General features: G+C 63.2%; 20 protein-coding genes and 4 rRNA genes. 3 read left to right on the top strand and 21 right to left on the bottom strand.

Going from position 1 to position 24009, the window contains the following annotated elements:
* The first annotated feature begins 21 nt into the window (after nt 1-21).
* Both MSP7336_RS12670 and MSP7336_RS12665 read left to right on the top strand, forming a co-directional pair.
* Nucleotides 22-1509 (top strand): DNA-3-methyladenine glycosylase 2 family protein, encoded by a 1488-nt coding sequence (locus MSP7336_RS12670; RefSeq protein ID WP_113963819.1) that lies wholly within the window; start codon nt 22-24, stop codon nt 1507-1509.
* Nucleotides 1506-2003 (top strand): methylated-DNA--[protein]-cysteine S-methyltransferase, encoded by a 498-nt coding sequence (locus tag MSP7336_RS12665; protein ID WP_069394347.1) that lies wholly within the window; start codon nt 1506-1508, stop codon nt 2001-2003. The genes MSP7336_RS12670 and MSP7336_RS12665 overlap by 4 nt, the downstream gene beginning before the upstream one ends.
* Nucleotides 2004-2052: 49 nt before the next feature.
* On the opposite strand, the gene rrf (MSP7336_RS12660) is transcribed toward MSP7336_RS12665, so the two are convergent.
* The 5 genes from rrf (MSP7336_RS12660) to murA all read right to left on the bottom strand — a co-directional run bounded on the left by rrf (MSP7336_RS12660) (nt 2053) and on the right by murA (nt 8782).
* Nucleotides 2053-2166 (bottom strand): 5S ribosomal RNA (rrf, locus tag MSP7336_RS12660).
* Between the two features lie 24 nt (nt 2167-2190).
* Nucleotides 2191-2304, bottom strand: a 5S ribosomal RNA gene (rrf, locus tag MSP7336_RS12655).
* A 59-nt stretch (nt 2305-2363) separates the two neighbouring features.
* Nucleotides 2364-5491: ribosomal RNA gene (locus MSP7336_RS12650) — 23S ribosomal RNA — on the bottom strand.
* A gap of 276 nt (nt 5492-5767) precedes the next feature.
* Nucleotides 5768-7302 (bottom strand): 16S ribosomal RNA (locus MSP7336_RS12645).
* Together the 16S, 23S and 5S rRNA genes form the textbook arrangement of a ribosomal RNA operon.
* A gap of 226 nt (nt 7303-7528) precedes the next feature.
* A complete protein-coding gene (murA, locus tag MSP7336_RS12640) occupies nt 7529-8782 on the bottom strand; it encodes a UDP-N-acetylglucosamine 1-carboxyvinyltransferase (RefSeq protein ID WP_069395570.1) in 1254 nt (417 codons plus the stop codon).
* 57 nt (nt 8783-8839) lie between these two features.
* Between murA and MSP7336_RS12635 the strand changes: the two genes are divergently transcribed.
* A complete protein-coding gene (locus MSP7336_RS12635) occupies nt 8840-9427 on the top strand; it encodes a cob(I)yrinic acid a,c-diamide adenosyltransferase (RefSeq protein ID WP_069395416.1) in 588 nt (195 codons plus the stop codon).
* Between the two features lies 1 nt (nt 9428).
* On the opposite strand, the gene MSP7336_RS12630 is transcribed toward MSP7336_RS12635, so the two are convergent.
* The 16 genes from MSP7336_RS12630 to fadD1 all read right to left on the bottom strand — a co-directional run bounded on the left by MSP7336_RS12630 (nt 9429) and on the right by fadD1 (nt 23990).
* On the bottom strand, nt 9429-9872 hold the full coding sequence (locus tag MSP7336_RS12630) for a DUF2550 domain-containing protein (protein ID WP_069395417.1): 444 nt from the start codon (nt 9870-9872) through the stop codon (nt 9429-9431).
* Nucleotides 9873-9886: 14 nt separating this feature from the next.
* Nucleotides 9887-10252, bottom strand: a complete 366-nt coding sequence (locus MSP7336_RS12625; RefSeq protein ID WP_069395418.1) for a F0F1 ATP synthase subunit epsilon — start codon at nt 10250-10252, stop codon at nt 9887-9889.
* 47 nt (nt 10253-10299) lie between these two features.
* Nucleotides 10300-11760 carry a F0F1 ATP synthase subunit beta gene (gene atpD / locus MSP7336_RS12620; RefSeq protein WP_069395419.1) on the bottom strand — a complete coding sequence of 487 codons (1461 nt, stop codon included), beginning with the start codon at nt 11758-11760 and terminating at the stop codon, nt 10300-10302.
* Between the two features lie 24 nt (nt 11761-11784).
* Nucleotides 11785-12708 (bottom strand): F0F1 ATP synthase subunit gamma, encoded by a 924-nt coding sequence (locus tag MSP7336_RS12615; RefSeq protein WP_069395420.1) that lies wholly within the window; start codon nt 12706-12708, stop codon nt 11785-11787.
* A gap of 6 nt (nt 12709-12714) precedes the next feature.
* Nucleotides 12715-14367, bottom strand: coding sequence for a F0F1 ATP synthase subunit alpha (atpA, locus tag MSP7336_RS12610; protein ID WP_113963818.1), 1653 nt, complete (start codon nt 14365-14367; stop codon nt 12715-12717).
* Between the two features lie 62 nt (nt 14368-14429).
* Nucleotides 14430-15767, bottom strand: coding sequence for a F0F1 ATP synthase subunit B/delta (locus MSP7336_RS12605; RefSeq protein WP_069395422.1), 1338 nt, complete (start codon nt 15765-15767; stop codon nt 14430-14432).
* A gap of 5 nt (nt 15768-15772) precedes the next feature.
* Entirely contained in the window at nt 15773-16300 is a 528-nt protein-coding gene (locus tag MSP7336_RS12600; protein WP_069395423.1) for a F0F1 ATP synthase subunit B, read from the bottom strand.
* Nucleotides 16301-16309: 9 nt separating this feature from the next.
* Complete coding sequence (locus MSP7336_RS12595) at nt 16310-16555, bottom strand: F0F1 ATP synthase subunit C (RefSeq protein WP_099539703.1); 246 nt, start codon at nt 16553-16555, stop codon at nt 16310-16312.
* 85 nt (nt 16556-16640) lie between these two features.
* The gene (gene atpB / locus MSP7336_RS12590; protein ID WP_069395424.1) at nt 16641-17396 is read right to left on the bottom strand and encodes a F0F1 ATP synthase subunit A; all 756 of its coding nucleotides are present in this window, start codon (nt 17394-17396) and stop codon (nt 16641-16643) included.
* A complete protein-coding gene (locus MSP7336_RS12585; RefSeq protein WP_069395425.1) occupies nt 17389-17856 on the bottom strand; it encodes an ATP synthase subunit I in 468 nt (155 codons plus the stop codon). Before MSP7336_RS12585 ends, atpB begins: the two co-directional genes overlap by 8 nt.
* A 287-nt stretch (nt 17857-18143) precedes the next feature.
* Complete coding sequence (locus MSP7336_RS12580) at nt 18144-19340, bottom strand: glycosyltransferase family 4 protein (protein ID WP_181786720.1); 1197 nt, start codon at nt 19338-19340, stop codon at nt 18144-18146.
* A 30-nt stretch (nt 19341-19370) separates the two neighbouring features.
* Complete coding sequence (locus MSP7336_RS12575) at nt 19371-20024, bottom strand: L-threonylcarbamoyladenylate synthase (protein ID WP_069395427.1); 654 nt, start codon at nt 20022-20024, stop codon at nt 19371-19373.
* Nucleotides 20021-20869 (bottom strand): peptide chain release factor N(5)-glutamine methyltransferase, encoded by an 849-nt coding sequence (gene prmC / locus MSP7336_RS12570; protein ID WP_113963816.1) that lies wholly within the window; start codon nt 20867-20869, stop codon nt 20021-20023. The genes MSP7336_RS12575 and prmC overlap by 4 nt, the downstream gene beginning before the upstream one ends.
* Nucleotides 20866-21942, bottom strand: coding sequence for a peptide chain release factor 1 (gene prfA, locus MSP7336_RS12565; RefSeq protein ID WP_069395429.1), 1077 nt, complete (start codon nt 21940-21942; stop codon nt 20866-20868). The genes prmC and prfA overlap by 4 nt, the downstream gene beginning before the upstream one ends.
* A 72-nt stretch (nt 21943-22014) precedes the next feature.
* Nucleotides 22015-22269, bottom strand: coding sequence for a 50S ribosomal protein L31 (gene rpmE, locus MSP7336_RS12560; protein ID WP_069395430.1), 255 nt, complete (start codon nt 22267-22269; stop codon nt 22015-22017).
* 107 nt (nt 22270-22376) lie between these two features.
* Nucleotides 22377-23990, bottom strand: a complete 1614-nt coding sequence (gene fadD1, locus MSP7336_RS12555; protein ID WP_113963815.1) for a fatty-acid--CoA ligase FadD1 — start codon at nt 23988-23990, stop codon at nt 22377-22379.
* Between the last annotated feature and the right edge of the window lie 19 nt (nt 23991-24009).

The following is a 24009-nucleotide window of genomic DNA, read 5'->3' as shown; positions in this document are numbered from 1 at the left end:
CCAGGTGTAATCGTTGCAATCGTGCATGAAGACTTCGACCGCTGCTATCGGGCCGTGCAGTCCAAGGACGCCCGGTTCGACGGCTGGTTCGTCACCGCAGTGCTGACCACTGGCGTTTATTGCCGGCCCAGTTGCCCGGTGCGGCCCCCGTTTGCCCGCAACGTCGAGTTCTATCCGACCGCGGCGGCAGCACAGCGAGCCGGCTTTCGGGCATGCAAACGGTGCCGTCCAGACGCCTCGCCCGGCTCGCCGGAGTGGAACGTCCGCGGCGACGTGGTCGCCCGGGCCATGCGACTCATCGCCGACGGAACGGTGGACCGCGAGGGTGTCGGCGGCCTTGCCGCCCGGCTGGGTTACACCGTGCGTCAGCTGGAACGATTGCTGCAAGCTGAACTCGGCGCCGGTCCGCTCGCCCTGGCCCGCGCGCAGCGCACTCAGACCGCGCGGATACTGATCGAGACCACCGACTTGCCGCTGAGCGACGTCGCGTTTGCCGCCGGCTTCTCCAGCATCCGCCAGTTCAACGACACGCTGCGCGCGGTGTGTGACAGCACCCCGACGGAGTTGCGAAAACGCGCCGCCGCGCGCTTCGGCCGCAACCTCAGTTCGCCGAGCGCGGTGACGTTGCGCCTGCCGGTACGCACGCCGTTTGCCTACGAGGGAGTATTCGGCCATCTGGCCGCCGGCGCGATCGCTGGCTGCGAGGAGGTGCGTGACGGGCAATACCGGCGCACCCTGCGGCTGCCGTGCGGCAACGGGATCGTCAGCCTGGCACCGGCGCCCGACCACGTCCGCTGCCAGCTGGTGCTCGACGACTTCCGTGATCTGACGACCGCAATTGCGCGATGCCGACGGCTATTGGATCTCGACGCGGATCCGGAAGCAACGATCGATGTGTTGGCGGCTGACCCCGAGCTCAGGGCCGTGGTGGCCAAGGCACCGGGCCAACGGATTCCGCGCAGTGTCGACGAACAAGAGCTCGCTATTCGTGCCGTGCTGGGCCAGCAGGTGTCGACGAAAGCTGCCAGCACCCACGCGGCCAGGCTGGTGGCCGCCTACGGACAGCCGGTAGACGACGCCGACGGTGCGCTGACTCACACCTTTCCGTCGGTCGAACAGCTCGCCGACATCGACCCGGCCCAGCTGGCCGTGCCGAAATCCCGCCGCCGAACGCTGCTTGCCCTGATCAAGGATCTTGCCGCCGGGACCCTGGTGCTCGATGCCGGCAGCGACTGGGACGCCGCCCGACGACAGCTGCTGACGCTTCCCGGGGTCGGCCCGTGGACTGCCGAAGTGATCGCGATGCGCGGGCTCGGTGATCCGGATGCCTTCCCGGTAAGCGACCTTGGACTGCGGCGGGCCGCCGAACACCTGGGCCTGCCTTCCGGCCAGCGAGCACTTTTGGAGAGAAGCATGGCGTGGCGGCCCTGGCGCTCGTATGCCACCCAGCATCTGTGGACCACACTGGAGCACCCGGTAAACCGTTGGCCTGTAAAGGAGTCCGCATGATTTGCTATCGCACCATCGACAGTCCGATCGGGCCGCTGACACTGGCGGGTCGCGACGGTGTGCTGACCAACCTGCGCATGGTGGATCAGACATACGAGCCGAACCGTAGCGATTGGAAACTCGACGAGAGCGCCTTTCCGGACGCCGTCGATCAGCTCGGGTCGTACTTTGCCGGCGAGCGCACCGACTTCGACCTCGAACTCGCGTTGTCCGGCACGCACTTCCAACGGCGGGTGTGGCAGGCGTTGATGACGATCCCTTACGGGGAAACGCGATCCTACGGGCAGATCGCAGCACAGATCGGAGCGAGCGGGGCGGCCCGCGCGGTGGGACTGGCCAATGGACGAAATCCGATCGCCATTATCGTGCCCTGTCATCGCGTTATCGGGGCAAGCGGAGGGCTTACTGGTTACGGCGGCGGTCTGGACCGCAAACGAACGCTGCTCGAATTGGAAAAAAGGCGAAAAGCGGCGAATCTAACCCTTTTCGATTAGTTTTTTTGCGTGTAAAAAGGGCACCTTGTGGGTGCCCTTTTTGGTGTGTGTTCGGCGGTGTCCTACTTTTCCACCCGGGGTGGGTAGTATCATCGGCGCTGGCAGGCTTAGCTTCCGGGTTCGGGATGGGTCCGGGCGTTTCCCTGCCGCTATTGCCGCCGTAACTCTATTGTNCTTTTTGGTGTGTGTTCGGCGGTGTCCTACTTTTCCACCCGGGGTGGGTAGTATCATCGGCGCTGGCAGGCTTAGCTTCCGGGTTCGGGATGGGTCCGGGCGTTTCCCTGCCGCTATTGCCGCCGTAACTCTATTGTTTTGTGTTTGGTGGTGGGGTGTGGGGTGTTGGTGTGGTTGCGGTGGGTTGTGGGTAAGTTTTCGGCCGGTTAGTGCCAGTTCCCTGCACGCATTGCTGCGCTTGTAGGTCTGGTCTATTGATCCCGTGGTCTGCGGGGGGCCTTATCCCACTGATATGGGTGAGAAGCCTGGTCTTGGAGAAGGTTTCCCGCTTAGATGCTTTCAGCGGTTATCCTGGCCGAACGTGGCTATCCAGCGGTGCCCCTGGTGGGACAACTGGTGCACCAGAGGTTCGTCCGTCCCGGTCCTCTCGTACTAGGGACAGGTTTCCTCAAGCTTCTGACGCGCGCGGCGGATAGAGACCGAACTGTCTCACGACGTTCTAAACCCAGCTCGCGTGCCGCTTTAATGGGCGAACAGCCCAACCCTTGGGACCTGCTCCAGCCCCAGGATGCGACGAGCCGACATCGAGGTGCCAAACCATCCCGTCGATATGGACTCTTGGGGAAGATCAGCCTGTTATCCCCGGGGTACCTTTTATCCGTTGAGCGACACCCCTTCCACTCGGGGGTGCCGGATCGCTAGTCCCGACTTTCGTCCCTGCTTGACATTTTCGTCTCGCAGTCAAGCTCCCTTGTGCTCTTACACTCATCACCTGATTGCCGTACAGGTTGAGGGACCCTTTGGGCGCCTCCGTTCCCTTTTAGGAGGCAACCGCCCCAGTTAAACTACCCGCCAGGCACTGTCCCTGAACCCGGTTCAGGGTTCGAGGTTAGAAGCCCAATACGATCAGAGTGGTATTTCAACAACGACTCCACCCACACTGGCGTGCGGGCTTCACAGTCTCCCACCTATCCTACACAAACCGCATCGAACTCCAATACCAAGTTGTAGTAAAGGTCCCGGGGTCTTTTCGTCCTGCCGCGCGTAACGAGCATCTTTACTCGTACTGCAATTTCGCCGAGTCTATGGTTGAGACAGTTGAGAAGTCGTTACGCCATTCGTGCAGGTCGGAACTTACCCGACAAGGAATTTCGCTACCTTAGGATGGTTATAGTTACCACCGCCGTTTACTGGGGCTTAAATTCTCCGCTTCACCCCCCGAAAAGGGGTTGACGGGTCCTCTTAACCTTCCAGCACCGGGCAGGCGTCAGTCCGTATACCTCGTCTTGCGACTTCGCACGGACCTGTGTTTTTAGTAAACAGTCGCTTCTCACTGTTTTGTGCCACCCACTCCCGCCGCCCCCGGCACGCGGAGTTGACGGTATGCGGGTCCCCCTTCTCCCGAAGTTACGGGGGCATTTTGCCGAGTTCCTTAACCATAGTTCACTCGCACGCCTCGGTATTCTCTACCTGACCACCTGTGTCGGTTTGGGGTACGGGCCGTGTCTGCACTCACTAGAGGCTTTTCTCGGCAGCATAGGATCACCGAATTCACCTCATCCGGCTATGCATCACCTCTCGGGAACACGCCAGACGGATTTGCCTATCTGACTCCCTACGGGCTTGCCCCAGCACATCCACTCACTGGTACGGCTACCTTCCTGCGTCACCCCATCGTTTACCTACTACCAGCGAAGATCCCACGCAGCAGGTACGCGTCGATGATCCGAAGACCACCGATCACGCACCGTTTGGGTGGTTAGTACCGCTGATTCGGTATGGGCGCGCACACACGGGTACGGGAATATCAACCCGTTGTCCATCGACTACGCCTGTCGGCCTCGCCTTAGGTCCCGACTCACCCTGGGCGGACTGGCCTGGCCCAGGAACCCTTGGTCTTCCGGCGGGCAAGGTTCTCACTTGCCTAATCGCTACTCATGCCTGCATTCTCACTCCCCACACCTTCACCACACGATCACTCGGCGGCTTCACCGGTGAGGGGACGCTCCCCTACCCAACAACACCTGACGGTGTCGTTGCCGCGGCTTCGGCGGTGTGCTTGAGCCCCGCTACATTATCGGCGCGCAACCACTTGACCAGTGAGCTATTACGCACTCTTTCAAGGATGGCTGCTTCTAAGCCAACCTCCTGGTTGTCTATGCGACTGCACATCCTTTCCCACTTAGCACACGCTTAGGGGCCTTAGCCGGCGATCTGGGCTGTTTCCCTTTCGACGCACGGAGCTTATCCCCCGCCGTCTCACTGCCACGCTTTACGCACCGGCATTCGGAGTTTGGCTGACGTCAGTAACCTAGTAGGGCCCATCGGCCATCCAGTAGCTCTACCTCCGGCGCGAACCACGCAACGCTGCACCTAAATGCATTTCGGGGAGAACCAGCTATCACGGAGTTTGATTGGCCTTTCACCCCTACCCACAACTCATCCCCTCAGTCTTCAACCTAAGTGGGTTCGGGCCTCCACGCGGTCTTACCCGCGCTTCACCCTGGCCATGGGTAGATCACCCCGCTTCGGGTCCACAACACACCACTACACCCCCAAAAATGGGGGATACGCCCTATTCAGACTCGCTTTCGCTGCGGCTACCCCACCCGGGTTAACCTCGCGACATGTCGCTGACTCGCAGGCTCATTCTTCAAAAGGCACGCCATCACCCCACACAAACGCGGAGGCTTTGACGGATTGTAGGCACACGGTTTCAGGTACTCTTTCACTCCCCTCCCGGGGTACTTTTCACCATTCCCTCACGGTACTCATCCGCTATCGGTCATCAGGAAGTATTCAGGCTTACCGGGTGGTCCCGGCAGATTCACAGCAGATTCCACGGGCCCGCTGCTACTCGGGGACACTGCGACAACAGGCGGCATGTTTTCACCTACCGGACTCTCACCGTCTACGGCAGACCATCCCAGGCCACTTCGGCTAACACACCACTACTGCTGCTGCGGCCGGCGGACCACAGAACACAGACCCCACAACACCACACACACAACCCCCGCCGGGTATCACATGCGCGCGGTTTAGCCATCCTCCGCGTTCGCTCGCCACTACTAACGGAATCACAATTTTGTTTTCTTCTCCTACGGGTACTGAGATGTTTCACTTCCCCGCGTTCCCCCCCACCGCCTATACATTCAACGGTGGGTGACACCACATCACTGGTGCCGGGTTACCCCATTCGGACATCCTCGGATCCACGCTCGGTTGACAACTCCCCGAGGCATATCGCAGCCTCCCACGTCCTTCATCGGCCCCTGATGCCAAGGCATCCACCATGCGCCCTCACACACTTACACACACAAAACCAAAGAAAACAACTCGACAAACAAAACAACCAAGTTTTGCTTGCTAGATGCTCGCAACCACTATCCAACACTCAAACACCACACCCCACCACCAAAGATGAGGCAACAACACCAACCCCAAAGGGCCCGGGTGTTGTCTCAGGACCCAACAGTGTGCTCGGCTTCTCGCTCGTTGTTGTGCACCCAGCCCGCGCCCACTACAGACACGAACTCCTCACGGCTCGACTTCCGCCCACTGCGGAAGCCCCTTTTCGTGGTGCTCCTTAGAAAGGAGGTGATCCAGCCGCACCTTCCGGTACGGCTACCTTGTTACGACTTCGTCCCAATCGCCGATCCCACCTTCGACGGCTCCCTCCCAAACGGGTTAGGCCACCGGCTTCGGGTGTTACCGACTTTCATGACGTGACGGGCGGTGTGTACAAGGCCCGGGAACGTATTCACCGCAGCGTTGCTGATCTGCGATTACTAGCGACTCCGACTTCACGGGGTCGAGTTGCAGACCCCGATCCGAACTGAGACCGGCTTTAACAAGGATTCGCTTAACCTCACGGCATCGCAGCCCTTTGTACCGGCCATTGTAGCATGTGTGAAGCCCTGGACATAAGGGGCATGATGACTTGACGTCATCCCCACCTTCCTCCGAGTTGACCCCGGCAGTCTCTCACGAGTCCCCGCCATCACGCGCTGGCAACATGAGACAAGGGTTGCGCTCGTTGCGGGACTTAACCCAACATCTCACGACACGAGCTGACGACAGCCATGCACCACCTGCACACAGGCCACAAGGGAACGCCTATCTCTAGACGCGTCCTGTGCATGTCAAACCCAGGTAAGGTTCTTCGCGTTGCATCGAATTAATCCACATGCTCCGCCGCTTGTGCGGGCCCCCGTCAATTCCTTTGAGTTTTAGCCTTGCGGCCGTACTCCCCAGGCGGGGTACTTAATGCGTTAGCTACGGCACGGATCCTTAGGAAAGAACCCACACCTAGTACCCACCGTTTACGGCGTGGACTACCAGGGTATCTAATCCTGTTCGCTCCCCACGCTTTCGCTCCTCAGCGTCAGTTACTGCCCAGAGACCCGCCTTCGCCACCGGTGTTCCTCCTGATATCTGCGCATTCCACCGCTACACCAGGAATTCCAGTCTCCCCTGCAGTACTCCAGTCTGCCCGTATCGCCCGCACGCCCACAGTTAAGCTGTGGCATTCCACGAACAACGCGACAAACCACCTACGAGCTCTTTACGCCCAGTAATTCCGGACAACGCTCGCACCCTACGTATTACCGCGGCTGCTGGCACGTAGTTGGCCGGTGCTTCTTCTCCACCTACCGTCACCACGAGAAAACCCGCAGCTTCGTCGATGGTGAAAGAGGTTTACAACCCGAAGGCCGTCATCCCCCACGCGGCGTCGCTGCATCAGGCTTGCGCCCATTGTGCAATATTCCCCACTGCTGCCTCCCGTAGGAGTCTGGGCCGTATCTCAGTCCCAGTGTGGCCGGACACCCTCTCAGGCCGGCTACCCGTCGTCGCCTTGGTAGGCCATCACCCCACCAACAAGCTGATAGGCCGCGGGCCCATCCCACACCGCAAAAGCTTTCCACCACACACCATGCGACATGTGGTCCTATCCGGTATTAGACCCAGTTTCCCAAGCTTATCCCGAAGTGCAGGGCAGATCACCCACGTGTTACTCACCCGTTCGCCACTCGAGTACCCCCCGAAAGGGGCCTTTCCGTTCGACTTGCATGTGTTAAGCACGCCGCCAGCGTTCGTCCTGAGCCAGGATCAAACTCTCCAAACAAAAACCGTTTCAGAGAAACAACCCCGACAAAACAAAACAACCACACCCTGACACGGGGGCATCAGAATGCGGCAAAAACAACAACAAACAAAACCACCAAACACACTATTGAGTTCTCAAACAACACCCGTGAACAGGCAACCCTGCTACTATACTCCGCGACATTAGGGCGGTCAACTCCGATAGTCGCTCCCCTTCGGGGTGGACCGGAGTTGTTTTGTTGCCGCTATTCTACTCGCTCGATCTCGGCGCCGAGACTGACCAGGTTCTCCACAAACAAGGGATAGCCGCGGTCGATGTGGAACACGTCGTGCACCTCGGTGTCGCCGTCGGCCACCAGCCCAGCCAGGACCAGGCCGGCGCCCGCCCGGATGTCCGAGGCCCACACCGGTGCGCTGGACAGTTGCGGGATCCCCCGCACCACGGCGTGATGGCCGTCGGTGCGGGCGTCGGCGCCCAGGCGGATCATCTCCTCGACGAACCGGAAGCGTGCCTCGAAGACGTTTTCGGTAATCATCGACGTGCCGTCCGCGATTGCCGCCAGGCCGATCGCCATCGGCTGCAGATCTGTCGGGAACCCCGGAAACGGCAGCGTCGCAACGTTGATGGCCTTCGGGCGCTCGTATTGGACCACCCGGAAACTGTCGTCGGTCTGGGTGACCGTGGCGCCGGCGTCATGCAGTTTGTGCAGCACGAGCTGCAAGTGCGCCGGGTCGACGCCGGTCACCGTGATGTCCCCGCGGGTCATGGCGGCCGCGATGCCCCAGGTGGCCGCGACGATCCGGTCCCCGATCACACGATGCTCGGTCGGATATAGCCGCGAAACGCCGGTGATCGTCATCGTTGGTGAACCCGCGCCCTCGATCTGTGCCCCCATCTGGTTCAGCATCGTGCACAGGTCGACCACATCGGGCTCGCGTGCCGCGTTGTGGATCGTGGTGACGCCTTCGGCAAGTACCGCGGCCATCAAGATATTTTCGGTCGCTCCCACCGACGGGAACTCGAGCTGAATCTCCGCGCCCCGCAACGTGTCCGCCTGAGCGACGACGCAGCCGTGCTCGATGTTGCAGCGCGCTCCGAGCTGCCGCAGCCCAGCCTGATGCATATCCAGTGGGCGCGATCCGATGGCGTCACCGCCGGGCAGAGCGACCTTGGCCCTCTTGCACCGCCCGACCAGGGGGCCCAATACGCAGACCGACGCGCGGAACTGGCGGACCGCCGCGAAGTCGGCGTCGTACTTCGGCTCGTCCGGGGAGGTGATGCGTGCGGTGTCCCCAGTCAGTTCGACGGTAGCGCCCAGGCCCCGCAGGACTTCTGCCATCAACGGGACATCCAGAATGTCGGGGCAATTGGTGATCGTGCTGGTGCCCTCGGCCAGCAGCGCGGCCGCCATCAACTTGAGGACGCTGTTCTTAGCACCCCCCACAGCCACTTCGCCTGACAACCGGTTCCCGCCGGTCACCACGAAACGCTCCGCCACCCCGGTTAGTTTAGTGAGCGGTATCGCCGCTGTCAGTCGGCCGGTACGGTTTTGACCATGGCCGTACATCTGACCCGCATCTACACCCGCACCGGTGACGACGGGACCACCGGCCTGAGCGATTTCTCACGGGTCTCCAAAAACGATGCCCGCCTGGTGGCATATGCCGACTGCGACGAGGCCAACGCGGCGATCGGCGCCGCTCTCGCCCTGGCAAATCCCGACGAGCGGCTGACCAGGGTGCTCCGACAGATTCAGAACGACCTCTTCGACGCCGGCGCCGACCTTTCCACCCCGGTGGTGGAGAACCCGAAGTACCCCCCGCTGCGGGTGACACAGGATTACGTCGACCGCCTGGAGGCATGGTGCGACGAGTTCAACGAAGGATTGCCGCCGCTGAATTCTTTTGTGCTGCCAGGAGGTTCACCTCTCTCGGCGTTGTTGCACGTAGCTCGCACGGTGGTGCGGCGCGCCGAGCGCTCGGCGTGGGCCGCAGTGGAATCACATCCATCCGGGGTCAACACGTTGCCCGCGAAGTACCTGAATCGGCTGTCCGACTTGCTGTTTATCCTGTCACGGCTGGCCAACCCTGAAGGCGACGTGCTCTGGAAGCCCGGAGGCGGTAGAGCCAAGCCGGCCGAGTAGGTCAGGTACTGCGGCGTCGCGCGCGCGGCGACGGACGTGACTCCAGCCACGACAGAAACGCCGTCAGCGCTCCACGATCCAAAGCGATTTCATAACCGGATCTGCGTTCTTGGATCCCGTCGCGCAGTCCCAGTACCACGATTTCGTCGGTCATGATGTCGAACTCGTCCCCGCGCGGGCCACGACGGGAGATGATCTCGATTCCGCGCCTGCTCAGTCGACGATCGGGCCACAGGCGAACACTGGAGAGCCGGTAGAACGCGGCAGCGTCCCCGTGGTAGCGGACCACCCCGTGCCGCCAACCATGACCTCCGACGGCGGGGGTGTCGCGCAGGATCGCCGCAGTCCCACCTTGCCGCAGTTTCCAGAGCCGGTAGCTCAATGCGATTACGGCAACCGCTAATACGGCAATGAGCACGACCATGGCGGACATGAGCGCGCTCATCGGCGGCCTGGCCCCTAGTCGAGCGCGCCGACAGCGCGCAACCTGGCGCGGCCCCTAGCGGCGATACGAGGATCGTCGGACTCGGAATCCTGCCTTGCGGCGGACTCGTCGATCTCCGACTCGAATTCCGCGGATTCGGCGAGGATCGTGACTCCTTCCTCGGTCACCGACATAAAACCACCGTCGACCGCGATACGCAGATCGTCCTCACCCTCACGTTCGACGCGGACCATGGCGTCGTCGACCAGTTGCGCCACCACCGGGATGTGCCGTGGCAAAATTCCGATTTCGCCGACCGTGGTGCGAGTGAAGAGAAACGTCGCCTTGCCCGACCAGATCTTGCGGTCGACGGCAACGATCTCCACATTCAACTCCGCCATTCACACATACCTTTCGACGGTAACCCTCCCCGCGGGTTAGGAGCCAATCACAGTTTGGCGCCGAAGCTTTCGGCCTTCTTGGCCAGGTCGTCGAGACCACCGATCAAGAAGAAGGCCTGCTCGGGTACATGGTCGAATTCGCCCTTCGTGAGCTTGTCGAAAGCTTCGATGGTTTCCTTCACCGGCACGGTCGAGCCGGGCTGGCCGGTGAATTGCTCGGCGGCCATCATGTTCTGCGAGAGGAACCGCTCGATCCGCCGTGCCCTCTGCACCTGCTGCTTGTCCTCTTCGGAGAGCTCGTCGATACCGAGAATCGCGATGATGTCCTGCAGGTCCTTGTAGCGCTGCAGGATTCGAATTACTTCCTGCGCCACCCGGTAATGCTCTTCGCCAACCACGGCGGGATCCAGGATGGTCGAGCTGGATGCCAACGGGTCCACCGCAGGGAATATGCCCTTCGAGAACACCGCCCGACTCAGCTCGGTGGTGGCATCCAGGTGGGCGAACGTTGTCGCCGGCGCGGGGTCGGTGTAGTCGTCGGCGGGGACGTACACCGCCTGCATCGACGTGATGGATCGACCACGTGTCGAGGTGATGCGCTCCTGGAGCTCGCCCATTTCGTCGGCCAGCGTTGGCTGATAGCCCACCGCCGAGGGCATCCGGCCCAGCAGCGTGGACACCTCCGACCCGGCCTGGGTGAAGCGGAAGATGTTGTCGATGAACAGCAGCACGTCTTGGCCCTGCTCGTCGCGAAAGTACTCGGCCATCGTCAGCGCCGACAACGCCACCCGCATACGGGTGCCGGGCGGCTCGTCCATCTGGCCGAATACCAGCGCGGTGTCCTTGAGCACATCCGCCTCGCCCAGCTCGACCCACAGGTCGTTGCCTTCACGGGTGCGCTCCCCCACACCGGCGAAAACCGAGGTGCCACCGAAGTTTCGCGCGATACGGTTGATCATCTCCTGGATGAGCACGGTCTTGCCGACACCGGCACCGCCGAACAGCGCGATCTTGCCGCCGCGCACATATGGGGTCAGTAGGTCGACGACTTTCAGCCCGGTCTCGAGCATCTCGGTGCGCGGTTCCAGCTCGTCGAACGCCGGTGGCTTGCGGTGAATGGGCCAGTGCTCAAAGTCTTTTCCGTAGCCGGGGTCATCCAGGCAATCGCCAAGCGCATTGAACACATGGCCCTTGACACCGTCACCGACCGGGACCGAGATCGAGTCTCCGGTGTCGATCACGTCGACCCCGCGCACCAGTCCGTCGGTGGGTTGCAGCGAGATGGTGCGCACCAGATTGTCGCCGAGATGCTGTGCTACTTCCAGCGTCAACGTCTTCGCCAGCGACTTGAATGTGACCTCAGCGTGCAGCGCGTTGAACAGCTCAGGCACTGAGCCGCGAGGAAACTCGACGTCGACGACGGGCCCGGTGACCCGCACCACGCGGCCGTGATTATCGGCGCTCTTGGCGTTGTTCGATTTCTGAGCCTGTTTGGTGGTAGCAGCCATATCTTTTCGCTTCCTAAATGGGGCTTATCCAGCGGCCTCGGCGAGCGCGTTTGCGCCACCGACGATTTCGCTGATTTCCTGGGTGATCTGGGCTTGCCGCTCGCGGTTGGCCTGCAGCGTGAGATCTTTGATGAGATCGTCAGCGTTGTCGCTCGCGGACTTCATTGCGCGCTGGCGCGATGCCAGCTCTGATGCAGCGGAATCGAGCATCGCCGCATACACGCGGGTGGTCAGGTAACGCGGCAGCAGCGACTCGAACAGCGTTGTCGCGTCTGGCTCGAATGAGTACAGCGTGTGCAGCTCAGCCGGTCCCTCGACGTACTCCACAACCATTGGAGCGATCCGATGGGCCTCGGCGGACTGCGACATCATCGACTTGAACTCGGTGTAGACGATGTGCAGCTCGTCAACCGCGGGCTTGTCCTCCCGCTCCCGAGCCTCGCCGTTGTTCCCGGCGCCCGCCATGAAGGCGTCCACCAGCGTCTCGGCCACCTCCGCTGCATTCTCGTAGCTGGGTCGCTCGGAGAAACCCGTCCATGACTCGCTGATGTCCCAGTTCCGGAAGCTGTAGTAGTTCAGCGCTTTACGGCCGACGACGTACACCACCGGCGTCTTGCCTTCTTCTCGCAGCAGGGAGAACAGCTCTTCGGCCCGGCGTAAGACATTCGAGTTGTATGCGCCACAAAGACCACGGTCGGACGAGAGCACCAGCACGCCGGCCAGCTTGGGGTCATCCCGCTCGACGAGCAGGGGATGATCCAGGGCGGCTTCCGCCGCCAGGGTGGTCAGCATCCGGGTGATCTCGTCGGCGTAAGGTCTGGCGGCTTCTAACCGGGCTTGCGCCTTGCCGATACGCGAGGTCGCGATCATTTCCTGCGCCTTGGTGATCTTTTTGATCGATTGGGCGGAACGGATCCGGCCTCGCAGTTCGCGAAGTGTGGCAGCCATCTGAGATTACTTCTTCTTCTTTGGCGGCGCGGGCTTGTGAACCTGCACCGCTTCCTTGGCCAGTTCGCCTTCGTCGAGGGCTTCGACGTGCTCATCGGGCACCACCGAGCCGCCACCGGTCGCCGCGAAGCCCTTCTTGAACTCGTTGACCACCTCGGTCAGCTTCTCCGACAATTCTTCGCTGAGCTTCTGTGAGTCCCGGATCTCGGCCAGAATGGCTTCTTCGGAAGCCCGAACGTGGTCGAGGAACTCGCTTTCGAAGCGCCGCACGTCTTCCACCGGAACCGAATCCAGGTGGCCGCCGGTACCGAGGAAGATCGCAACCACTTGCTCTTCCACCGGAACAGGCTGGTTCTGCGGCTGCTTGAGCAACTCGACCAGGCGCTCACCGCGCTCCAGTTGGGCCTTCGATGTGGCGTCGAGATCGGACGCGAAGGCCGCGAACGCCTCCAGCTCGCGGTATTGCGACAGATCCAGTCGCAGCGATCCGGCCACCTCCTTCATCGCCTTGATCTGTGCCGCGCCACCGACTCGCGACACCGACACACCGACGTTGATCGCCGGACGAACACCCTGGTTGAACAGGTCGGACTCCAAAAAGCACTGCCCGTCGGTGATCGAGATGACGTTGGTCGGGATGTAGGCCGAGATGTCGTTTGCCTTGGTCTCGATGATCGGCAGCCCGGTCAACGAGCCGCCACCGAGTTCGTCAGAAAGCTTGGCGCAGCGCTCCAGCAAGCGCGAGTGCAGGTAGAACACGTCACCCGGATAGGCTTCGCGGCCGGGTGGGCGCCGCAGCAACAGCGAAATGGCTCGGTACGCCTCGGCCTGCTTGCTCAGGTCGTCGAACACGATCAGCACGTGCTTGCCTTCGTACATCCAGTGCTGAGCAATCGCCGAACCTGTATATGGCGCAAGCCATTTGAAGCCAGCGGAATCAGATGCGGGAGCGGCCACAATCGTGGTGTAGTCCATCGCGCCGCCCTCTTCGAGCGTGTGGTGGACCGAAGCGATCGTGGTGCCCTTCTGCCCGATCGCGACGTACACGCACCGCACCTGCTTATCAGGGTCGCCGGATTCCCAGTTCTGGCGCTGGTTGAGGATCGTGTCGACGCACACCGCGGTCTTGCCGGTCTTACGGTCGCCGATGATCAGCTGACGCTGTCCGCGTCCGATCGGGGTCATCGAATCGATGGCCTTGATCCCGGTCTGCAGCGGCTCTTTCACGCCCTGCCGTTGCACCACCGATGGGGCCTGGATCTCCAGCGCCCGGCGCTGGTCGGATTCGATGTCGCCGCGACCGTCGATCGGCTGACCGAGCGGGTTGACCACCCGGCCCAGGAACCCGTCGCCGACCGGGACGGACAAGACGTCGCCGGTGCGCTTAACCTGCTGGCCCTCTGCGATTTTTTCGAAGTCGCCGAGAATCACCGCGCCGACGCTGTGCTCGTCGAGGTTGAGCGCGACACCCAACACTCCGCCGGGGAATTCGAGTAGTTCCTGCGTCATCACCGACGGCAAGCCCTCGACGTGCGCAATACCGTCACCGGCGTCGATGACGGTACCGACCTCTTCACGAGCGGTGTCAGAGGTAAACGAGCTAACGTATTCCTCGATCGCGCCCTGAATGTCTTCAGCGGAGATTGTCAACTCTGCCATGGCTTTTCGTCTTCCTGCTTGTTGATTGGGGTATCTGGTCGTGGTTCAGGCTGGTGGGTGTGTCAGTCGGGTAGCTGGGTCTGTGCTTTGGCCAGGCGCGACGATAACGTCCCGTCGATCACCTCGTCGCCGACCGAGATCGAGAGGCCACCCAGTAGGCCGGGGTCGACTTGCATCTGCAGTGTCACCGGGTGACCGTAGATGCGGCTCAGCACCTCGGTGACACGGGTGCGTTGGGTGTCGGTCAGTTCGGTAGCCGCGGTGACGTGCGCGACGACCTCGCCGCGGCGAGCCACCGCCACTTCGGCGAGCCGCAGGACGGCTTCCTCGGCGGGTTGACCGCGCAGCAACTCTATGGTTTGCGACAGCAGCGCCGCCGCGATCGGGTTGACGCCGCCTGCGCTGTCAAGCACCTTGCGCAGCAAGCTGACCCGACCTTCGGCGGGCGCGGCGTAGTCGCCCAGCAGAATCGCCAGCCGCGGCTCGGCGTCGAGAATGCGGCTGAAGCGGAATAGCTGGTCTTCGACCTCGTCGACCTGACCGGCGCGTTCGGCCCGCATCAGCAAGGCGTGCCGGGCAATATGTTCGATGGCGTCGATCAGATCGGAGTTGGCCGACCAGCGTTCCGAGACAGCGCTTCTGAGAAGCTCGAGGGCGGGGTCGCCCACTTTGCCCGACACCAACCGCTCGAGCAGTTGGACTCGGGGTCCGGCATCTTCGGCCGGCACAGTCAGATACCGGGTGACCACGGCCTCGCGCTGTAGCAATGCGGCCACGGACGCCAGTTCGTCGGCGAGGGTCGACAGCCCCTCGTCGTCAAGGTCCTTCGATATCTCACCGAAGCGGTCGACCAGGTCGGTCAACGCCCGCCGGCTGGCCGAGCGCATCTTCGTCAGGACGGGATAGTCGATCTCGGCTTCCGACGGTGCCATGGCTTCGAGGTCATCGAGGAAACGGTCGACGGTGCCTGCTTGCTGTTCCGGGTCAGCCACGTACGAGCGCACCAGTTCGCCTGCCCGCCGCACGGATTCGGCGCCAATGTCCTGGCGCAGCTGGCGAACCAGCTGAGCACGCAGCAGCTCGACCTGCTTGGCGCCTTGGGTTTTGATCCGCTCGACCTCGACGTCAGCTTGGGCTCGCAGTTGCTCGGCGATCCGTTCGGCGTCGATGCGGGCTTCTTCGGTGACCCGATGCGCCTCGGCCTTGGCCTCTTCCAGCGCCGCGGCGTGGGCCCGGCCGGCTTCTTCCAGCCTCTTGGCCGCTGCGGCGGAATCTTCCAACTCACGTCGCACGGTTTCTTGCCGGTCGGCCATCAGCTTGCGCACCGGCGGTACGACAAAGCGCCATACCAGCCACACGATGACGATGAACCCGGCTAGCTGCCCCACGAAAGTCGACACTGCGGCTACCGCCCCGATCCGGTCGTAGTGACTGAGGTGGTGATCTCGACCCCGATGATGCGGCTCGCCAGCGTCGTGGCCATGCCCTCTACCCGAGAGTGCAGCTCCGCGGCCACGGCGTCGCCCTCCCGCTTGAGTTGCTCGGCAGCATCTTGAAGTGTCGACGTCACCTCTACCTCGGCGCGAGCACGCATCTCCTCGATGACCTTGCGGCCTTCGATCCGGGCTTGGTCGCGGGAGGCTGACGCCGCCACCCGGGCTTCGGTCATTGCCTTCTCGAAGTCCTCCTGAGCGGCGGCGAACTGCTCAGCCGATTTCTTGTTGTCCTCAAGTGTTTTGGTGACCATTCGCTCGCGCTCTTGCAGCACCTTCATGATCGGCGGCACGACGAAGGTGCCGATCACGCCGAGCACGATCAAGAAGATGATCAGCTCGACGAAGAAGGTGCCGTTAGGGATGAGGAAGTTATTACCCTCGGCTTCCTCGGCTGCCTGGCCGGCCAGCACCAGGATGCTTGCGCTCACGTCACCCATCTCAGCCGATTACTTGACTGGTGTTGCGAAAACGAACAGCGCCATGAACGCCAGGTTGATGAAGTACATAGCCTCCACCAGACCGACGGTGATGAAGAACGGCGTGAACAACCGGCCTTGCGCCTCCGGCTGCCGCGCTACGCCAGAGATCAGCGCGTTACCGGCGATGCCGTCACCGATAGCCGCGCCGACCGCACCGCCGCCCAAGATCAGTCCGCCGCCGATGAGTGCGCCGGCCGCGATTTGTGGGTCCAGTCCTGCCATTAGATTTCCTCCTTGACGTCTGGTAGCGGTCTACCAGATTCCTGATGTGGTCCTTGCCTCGTGCGAGCTCGATCGTCTACCCGTGGTCTTCTTCCATTTCCATTGCCTGACTGAAGTACAGGATGGTCAGCAACGCGAAGATGAAGGCCTGAATCAACCCGACGAACAAGTCGAACGCTTTCCATATCGCATTGGGCGCCCACAAAATGTACGGGGGGAACAGCGCGATCAAGGCCACCAAAATGCCGCCGGCGAAGATGTTCCCGAAAAGTCGGAGCGACAACGAGATCGGCTTTGCGATCTCCTCGACGAGATTGAACGGAGCCATGAAAGCGACGTGGCCCTTCAGCACGCTGATCGGGTGGCCCAGCACACCGCGGCGCCAGAAGCCGGCCGCGTGATAGCAGATGAACACGAACAACGCCAGCGCCAGCACGTAGTTGATATCGGCGGCGGCAGGCTTCAGCAGCTCGGTGGTGTGCCCTTCGGCGTCGGTGTACTGCAGCGGCAGTACCGAGAGCCAGTTAGAGATCAGAATGTAGACAAAGATCGTCACCGCGAGCGGCAATACAAACGGTGCGATCCGCATCCCGATCGCACTCTCGATTTGGTTGCGCATCCCGATGGTGATCGCCTCGAAGAACAGCTGCACCCCGCCCGGCACTCCGGTCGAAGTCACCTTGGCGCGCAGGAAGAACGCCAGCGCAATCACGATCACCGCGGCGATCGCGCTCGACAGGACCGTGTCGGTGTTGACGGTCAACCCGAACCAGGTAGCGGTGCTGTGTTCGCCGACTTCGATGTTGGCCTCGGCCAGGATCGCCTCAGTCATCGCCGTCTTCCCTCCCCGTGATCCCGGGCGCGCCGGGTTCTGGCTCGCCGGCTCCCGCGCGCAGCTTCTGCCAAACCGGCAAAGCGGTAGTAAAGACCAAAAGCAGCTGGAATATGGCGAGTCCGAAAACTATGCCCAATCCCTCCGGCCGGAAGATGAACGCGACGATCAGCGCGACCACCGAGATCACCGCCAGCCGTGCTGCGGAATTCAGTGCCATCTTTCGCTTCAGCGGATGCGCCTCGGCGGTGATCACCGCCACCGAGCGCCGCACGCCAAGGGCGTTGAGCAAGCCCATCAAAAGCCCGATCCCGAAGAACACGCCGATCATCGGGTGGTGCAGGAAACTGGCGACGACTACCGCCACAGCGGTAATGGCAACGGAGATGACAAACAACCGAATCGGCCGGAACGCAACCGCTGGGAACACCAACGGCGCATCCTGCGCTGGCGTCGTCACTGCTGCACCTCAGTTCCTCACTGGTTGTCCCGTGACGATCCGCTGCGCCCGGCTTCGCCGCGCTTGCGGTCGCCACGGTGGGAGTCGCCGCGTCGCCTGGTTGATTCTTGCGTGGCCCGCCACAGCGTATCGGAGGGCAAACAGCGCGCTCGAATCGCCCAAGGAGTAGCTCCCCATGTCGGTCGTACAACGGTCCGTACGGACAAAAGTCCGACGGCCGGGTGGCCGGCAACCCGCGAGGTTTTTTCGGGTTCTACCAGCACCGTACCACAAGATAGACGGCCCTACTACCCTTCGTCGTAGACGTCGTCGTCGCGGCGCAGCAGCGGTATCAGCGTCGCAATCGTCGCCAGCAGAAGCGCCGCCAGCATCACCGCGCCGGTGTAGCGCGGATCGAAGAAGATCGTGCTCGCCGTGCCGAACGCGACGATGCCGACCCATAGATAGATGAGCAGCACCACTCGGCGGTGGGAGTGCCCGATCTGCAACAGCCGATGATGCAGATGCATCTTGTCGGGGCTGAACGCACTGCGCCCCGCGCGGGTGCGACGCACGATCGCCAGCAGCAAGTCGAGCATCGGCACGAACATCACCGCGACGACCAACAAGAACGGCGACAGCAGGACGAACACGTCGCGGGCTCCGTAGGCGTTCTGCGAAATCGGCCCGGCAGCCGTGGTCGACGCGGCGGCCAGCATCAGTCCGATCAGCATTGACCCCGAATCGCCCATGAAGATCTTGGCCCGGTGGAAGTTGTGCGGCAGAAAACCCAGACAGGCGCCGGCGAGCACCACCGAGATCACAGCCGGCGGATAGAACAACACGTCACCGCCGTGGTCGCGAAGTAGGCCCACCGAGAACGTGCAGATTGCCAGGGCGGTGATCAGCCCCAGCCCGGCGGCCAGCCCGTCGAGCCCGTCGACGAAGTTCATTGCGTTGACGATGGATACGGTGAGCGCAAGCGTGAGCAGGATCGACGAGGCCTGGTCCAGCACGATGGTGCCGACGCCGCCCAACGGGATGTACAGCACGCTCCAGGCCACCCCCATGGTGACCAGCACACTGGCGGCGGTGATCTGCCCGGCGAACTTCGTCAGCGCGTCCAGCCCCCACCGGTCATCGACCAGACCGGTGGCGACGATCACCGTGCCGGCCACCAACACCGCCGGCATACCCGAGGAGTAGACGAACCCGCGGGTGAGCGCGGGCAGTTGCGATGCGAGGAACACCGCGGCGACAACACCGAGAAACATGGCCAAACCGCCCATCCGCGGCGTCGGCGTCACGTGCACGTCGCGCTCGCGGGGGTAGGCCACCGCCCCGAATCGGGTGGCCAGCACACGTACCGGACCGGTCGCGAAATAGGTGACGATCGCAGCGGTCAACCCCACCAGCGCGAGCTCGCGAAGTGGCACACCGGCACCGCGATCGGACAGCGCGACCAGACCGCCGGCAAGGCTGTTCACGTCGCCAAACACCCGCAAGACCGTACTCCACTCGGCCTGTTGATCAGATCATCCCGTCAGACTGCCGGGGTCCATGTCGAGCACCGCGGCAATGCGCTCCGCGCTGACCGGCCCGGGTCGCAGAATGCGCGGTGTTGGCCCGGTCAGGTCCACGATCGTCGAAGCCGCCTGCTGCTCGGCGATACCCGCGTCGAGATAGACGTCCACCAGGTCACCGAGTTGCCGACGCGCGTCCTCGGGGTCGACGGCAGGCTGACTGCCCGAGACATTGGCGCTGGACACCGCCATCGGCCCCACCTCTCGCAGCACTTCGATCGCCACGGGGTGCAGCGGCATCCGAAGCATTACCGTGCCGCGGGCGTCGCCGAGATCCCAGTGCAGCGACGGTGCCTGCCGGACCACCAGACTCAGTGCGCCCGGCCAAAACGCGCGAATCAGATCGCGGGCGCCCTCGGGCATCGTGTAGACCAGCCCCTCGATGGTGTGCCATGACCCGACTAGAACGCCCACGGGCATGTCGCGGCCGCGCCCTTTGGCCGACAGCAGCGCAGCTACCGCGGCGCTGTTGAAGGCGTCGGCGCCGATCCCGTACACCGTGTCGGTCGGCATGACCACCAGCCGACCGTTCTTGACCGCACCGGCCGCTGCAGCGATCCCGCGGGAGCGCTGGTCGGGGTCAGCGCAGTCGAAAACCTCAGTCACAGCTGGTCCGTTCGGCGCCCGGTCACGAACCTGGGCCGGCCCGCGAAATCCGCCCGCGCCACGACGTCGTCGAAAAGCCCGGTATTCCAGATCATTTGAGTTGTCAGCGCCGACGTGGTGGCGTCATGCTCGACGGCAAACAATCCACCAGGGCGCAGCCAGCGCCCGGCCAGCCGGGCGATGACGGTGATCAGCGCCATTCCATCGGGTCCACCGAATACAGCGTGGTGGGGCTCATGTTGGGAAACTTCGGGTTCCAGCGTGTCCCCCTCGGGAACGTACGGCGGGTTGGCCACGACGAGGTCGACGCGACCGTCGAGATCGCTGAGCAGATCGGGTGTCATGACGTCCGCCTGCAGCAGTTCGACCGCGGTGCCTGCCGCATTGCGCCGGGCGTAGTCGAGCGCGACATCGGAGTCGTCGATCCCGATCAGCCGGGCCGACGGCCAGTAGTGCGCCAGCGCGATGGCCAGCGCGCCGGATCCGGTGCAGACATCCACGATGACTGGGTCAGCGCAAAGCTGTTGCGCGGCCGCCCATTCCAGCATCGCTTCGGTTTCCGGACGCGGAGTGAACACACCTGGCCCGACGTGCAGTGTCACCGGTCCGAACTCGACGGTGCCGATCAGGTGTTGCAGCGGTACCCGGCGCGACCGCTCGGCGACAACAGCCTCGTATCGACCGAAGAACGCATCGTCGGGTGGGTCGAGCAGCGGTAGGCGTCCGCGCTGGGTGCCGGCCAGATGAGCAGCCAGCTGCTCGGCATCGTGACGGGCAGACACGATTCCAGCCTCAGCCAGCACCTCCGCAGCGGAGTCGATCGCGTGCCGGAGCCGGGACCTCATGATGTCTTTTGTAGACGGGCTTGTTTGTCCGCGGCACTCAGCGCATCGAACAACGCGTCGAGGTCGCCGTCGAGAACCTGGTCGAGATTGTGCGCCTTGAAACCGATCCGGTGATCGGTGATCCGGTTCTCCGGGAAGTTGTAGGTGCGGATACGTTCGCTGCGATCAACCGTGCGGATCTGGCTGGCCCGGTCGGCGGACGCGTCAGCCAGCGCCTGCTCTTCAGCCATCGCCTGTAAGCGGGCGGCCAACACCTGCATGGCGCGAGTCTTGTTCTGCAACTGTGAGCGCTCGTTTTGGCAAGTGACGACGATGCCGGTGGGCAGATGGGTGATTCGCACCGCGGAGTCGGTGGTGTTGACGCCCTGCCCGCCCTTGCCCGACGAACGGTAGACGTCGATGCGCAGGTCCGACTCGTCGATCTGCACCTCGGCGACTTCCTCGGGTTCGGGATACACCAGCACGCCGGCCGCCGAAGTATGCACGCGCCCTTGGGATTCGGTCACCGGCACCCGCTGCACCCGATGCACCCCGCCTTCGAACTTCATGCGTGACCACACCCCGTCGGGGGAATCGCCCTTGCTGGCAATGGACAACGTAGCGTCCTTGTAGCCGCCGAGATCCGATGTGGTTTCGTCCAGGATGGTCACGGTCCATCCGTGCCGCTCGGCGTAGCGGATGTACATCCGGGCCAGGTCGGCGGCGAACAGCGCCGACTCCTCGCCTCCCTCACCGGATTTGACCTCGAGCACAATGTCGTCGGGGTCGTGCGGGTCACGCGGCGCCAGCATGTCGGTGAGCTGGGTGTCCAGTTGGGCTTCCTGGGCTTCCAGCTCGGCGACCTCGGCGGCGAATGACTCGTCGGAAGCCGCCAGCTCGCGTGCGGCCTCCAGATCGCCGCGTACCGCTTCCAGCTTGCGGTGGGTGGCGACGATCGGCGCCAATTGCGCGAACCGTCGCCCGACCCGTCGCGCGTTGGTCGGGTTGTTGTGCAATTCCGGGTCGGCTAGCTGTCGTTCGAGGTCGGCATGCTCGGCCAGCAGCGCGTCGATAGCCTGCACGCTCTGGGTCATGTCAACCTCCTAAGCCGAACACAAAACGACGCCCGACCCGCGCGGGTTCCGCGGCAGGTTCGGGCGTCGGTGCTATTTGTCGGCCTGCGCAGACGATTCCGCCTGCTTGCCCGCGGCAGGCTTGCGCTTGCCGTAGCGCTTCTCGAAGCGAGCCACGCGCCCGCCGCTGTCCAAAATCTTTTGCTTACCGGTGTAGAACGGGTGGCACTGCGAGCAGACCTCGACCACGATCCGGCCGCTTTCCTTGGTGCTGCGGGTTTGGAAGGTGTTGCCGCACCCGCAGAGCACGGTGGTCTCGACGTATGCCGGGTGAATCCCTGATTTCATGAGTTCCTCTTCAAATCGTCGGCCGCCGGGTCGCCCGCATCACAGAAATAACGGACGTGAACCGGGACCTGAGGTGTTGGCGGTTGATTATGCCAGGTCAGCCACCGTTAGCCCAAACGCGGGGCCGGCGTTGTGCATTCCCGGTCGGCGCGCACGGCATAGGTAGTGCCCCGAGCCTCGCGGGTCCACAGCACGCCGCCCTCGGGCGCGGCGCCACGGGCTCTCAGTTCTCGTTTGAGGATCTTGTTGGTCGCCGTGGTGGGCAGATGATCGGTGAGCCAGACATACCGCGGCCAGGCTTTGGGTGACAGGTCGGATTGACCGGCCAGAAAGTCGCCAAATTGCTCGGGCGTCAATTCGGCCCCGTCGGCCAGCACGAGCGCCGCCATCACCTGGTCGCCGACCAGCTCGTCGGGCACGCCGTACACCGCCGCCTGGCTGACGGCGGGCAGCCGCTGCAGGATGCGCTCGATGGGCGCGGTCGTCATGTTCTCCCCGTCAACCCGCAACCAGTCCCCGCTGCGTCCGGCGAAGTAGATCCAGCCGTCCGCGTCGCGGTAGGCCAGGTCGCCGGACCAGAACATGCCATCACGCAGCCGCGAGGCGGTCGCGCCGGGATCGTTGTAATAGCCGGCGAACAACCCGGCTCCCGAGGTATTGACCAGTTCGCCGATGGCTTCCTCGGCGTTGATGAGCGCCCCGTCGGCGTCGAACTGCGCCACCGGGCACTCGGTGCGCGTCTCAGGATCGTAGATGGCGACACCGGGAAAGCCACGTCCCAGCGCACCCGGCGGGCAGCCGTCCTCGCGGGTGATGATGATGGCGCCTTCGGTGGAGCCGAAACCGTCCCACACCGTGCAGTCGAAGCGACGGCTGAATTCGGCGATATCACGGTCGCTGGCCTCGTTGCCGAATGCGACCCGCAGCGGGTTATCGCGGTCGTCGGGTTGCTCGGGCGTGGCCAGCACGTACGCCAGCGGTTTGCCGACGTAATTCATGTACGTCGCACCATAGCGGCGCAGGTCAGGCAGCAAGCCCGACGCTGAAAAGGTGGCCGGGACCATCGCGCTACCGGAACCGACGGCCACACTCCAGCCGGCCAGCAGCGCATTGGAGTGAAACAGCGGCATCGACAGGTAGCAGACGTCGGAGGCGGTGACCTCGAACCGCTCGATCAGCGCCGTCCCGGCGAACAGCACGGTCAGGTGGGTCACCTGGACCGCCTTCGGTTCGCCGCTGGTACCCGAGGTGAAGATCATCATGAACGTGTCGGTCGGCGCCACCTCGCGGTGCGGTGTCAACGCGCCCACCGTTGCCAGCAGCGCCGACCAGTCGGCGCCGGACGTGTCGAACACCCGCACTCCGGGCAGGTCGAGCCCCTCGAGCAGGCCGCGGTGGGCCGCATCGGTAATCAGGATCTGACAGTCGGCCCGCAAAATGTCACGGGCCAGCGCCGCGCCGCGGCGGGTGTCGTTGATGCCGCAGAGCACATAGCCGCCGAGCGCGGCGGCGGCCATGGCGGTGAGCATCTCAGGCGTGTTGCCCAACAGCGCGCCGACGTGCAGCGGTCGTTTCGGGTCGGCGACGCCGATCAGCGCGGCGGCGAACGCCGAGGCGTCTGCAAGGTGTTCACGCCAACTCCACACCCGCTCGCCGTATTTCACCGCGGGGGTGTCGTCGTCAACCCGCTCGCGCAGCAGTTGTTGGATCGTGTCCGCCACGGCACATCACTGTATGCCG

The sequence above is a fragment of the Mycobacterium shimoidei genome (assembly GCF_900417275.1).
GTDB classification, from domain to species: domain Bacteria; phylum Actinomycetota; class Actinomycetes; order Mycobacteriales; family Mycobacteriaceae; genus Mycobacterium; species Mycobacterium shimoidei.
This window is presented reverse-complemented; position numbering and strand designations above follow the sequence as displayed.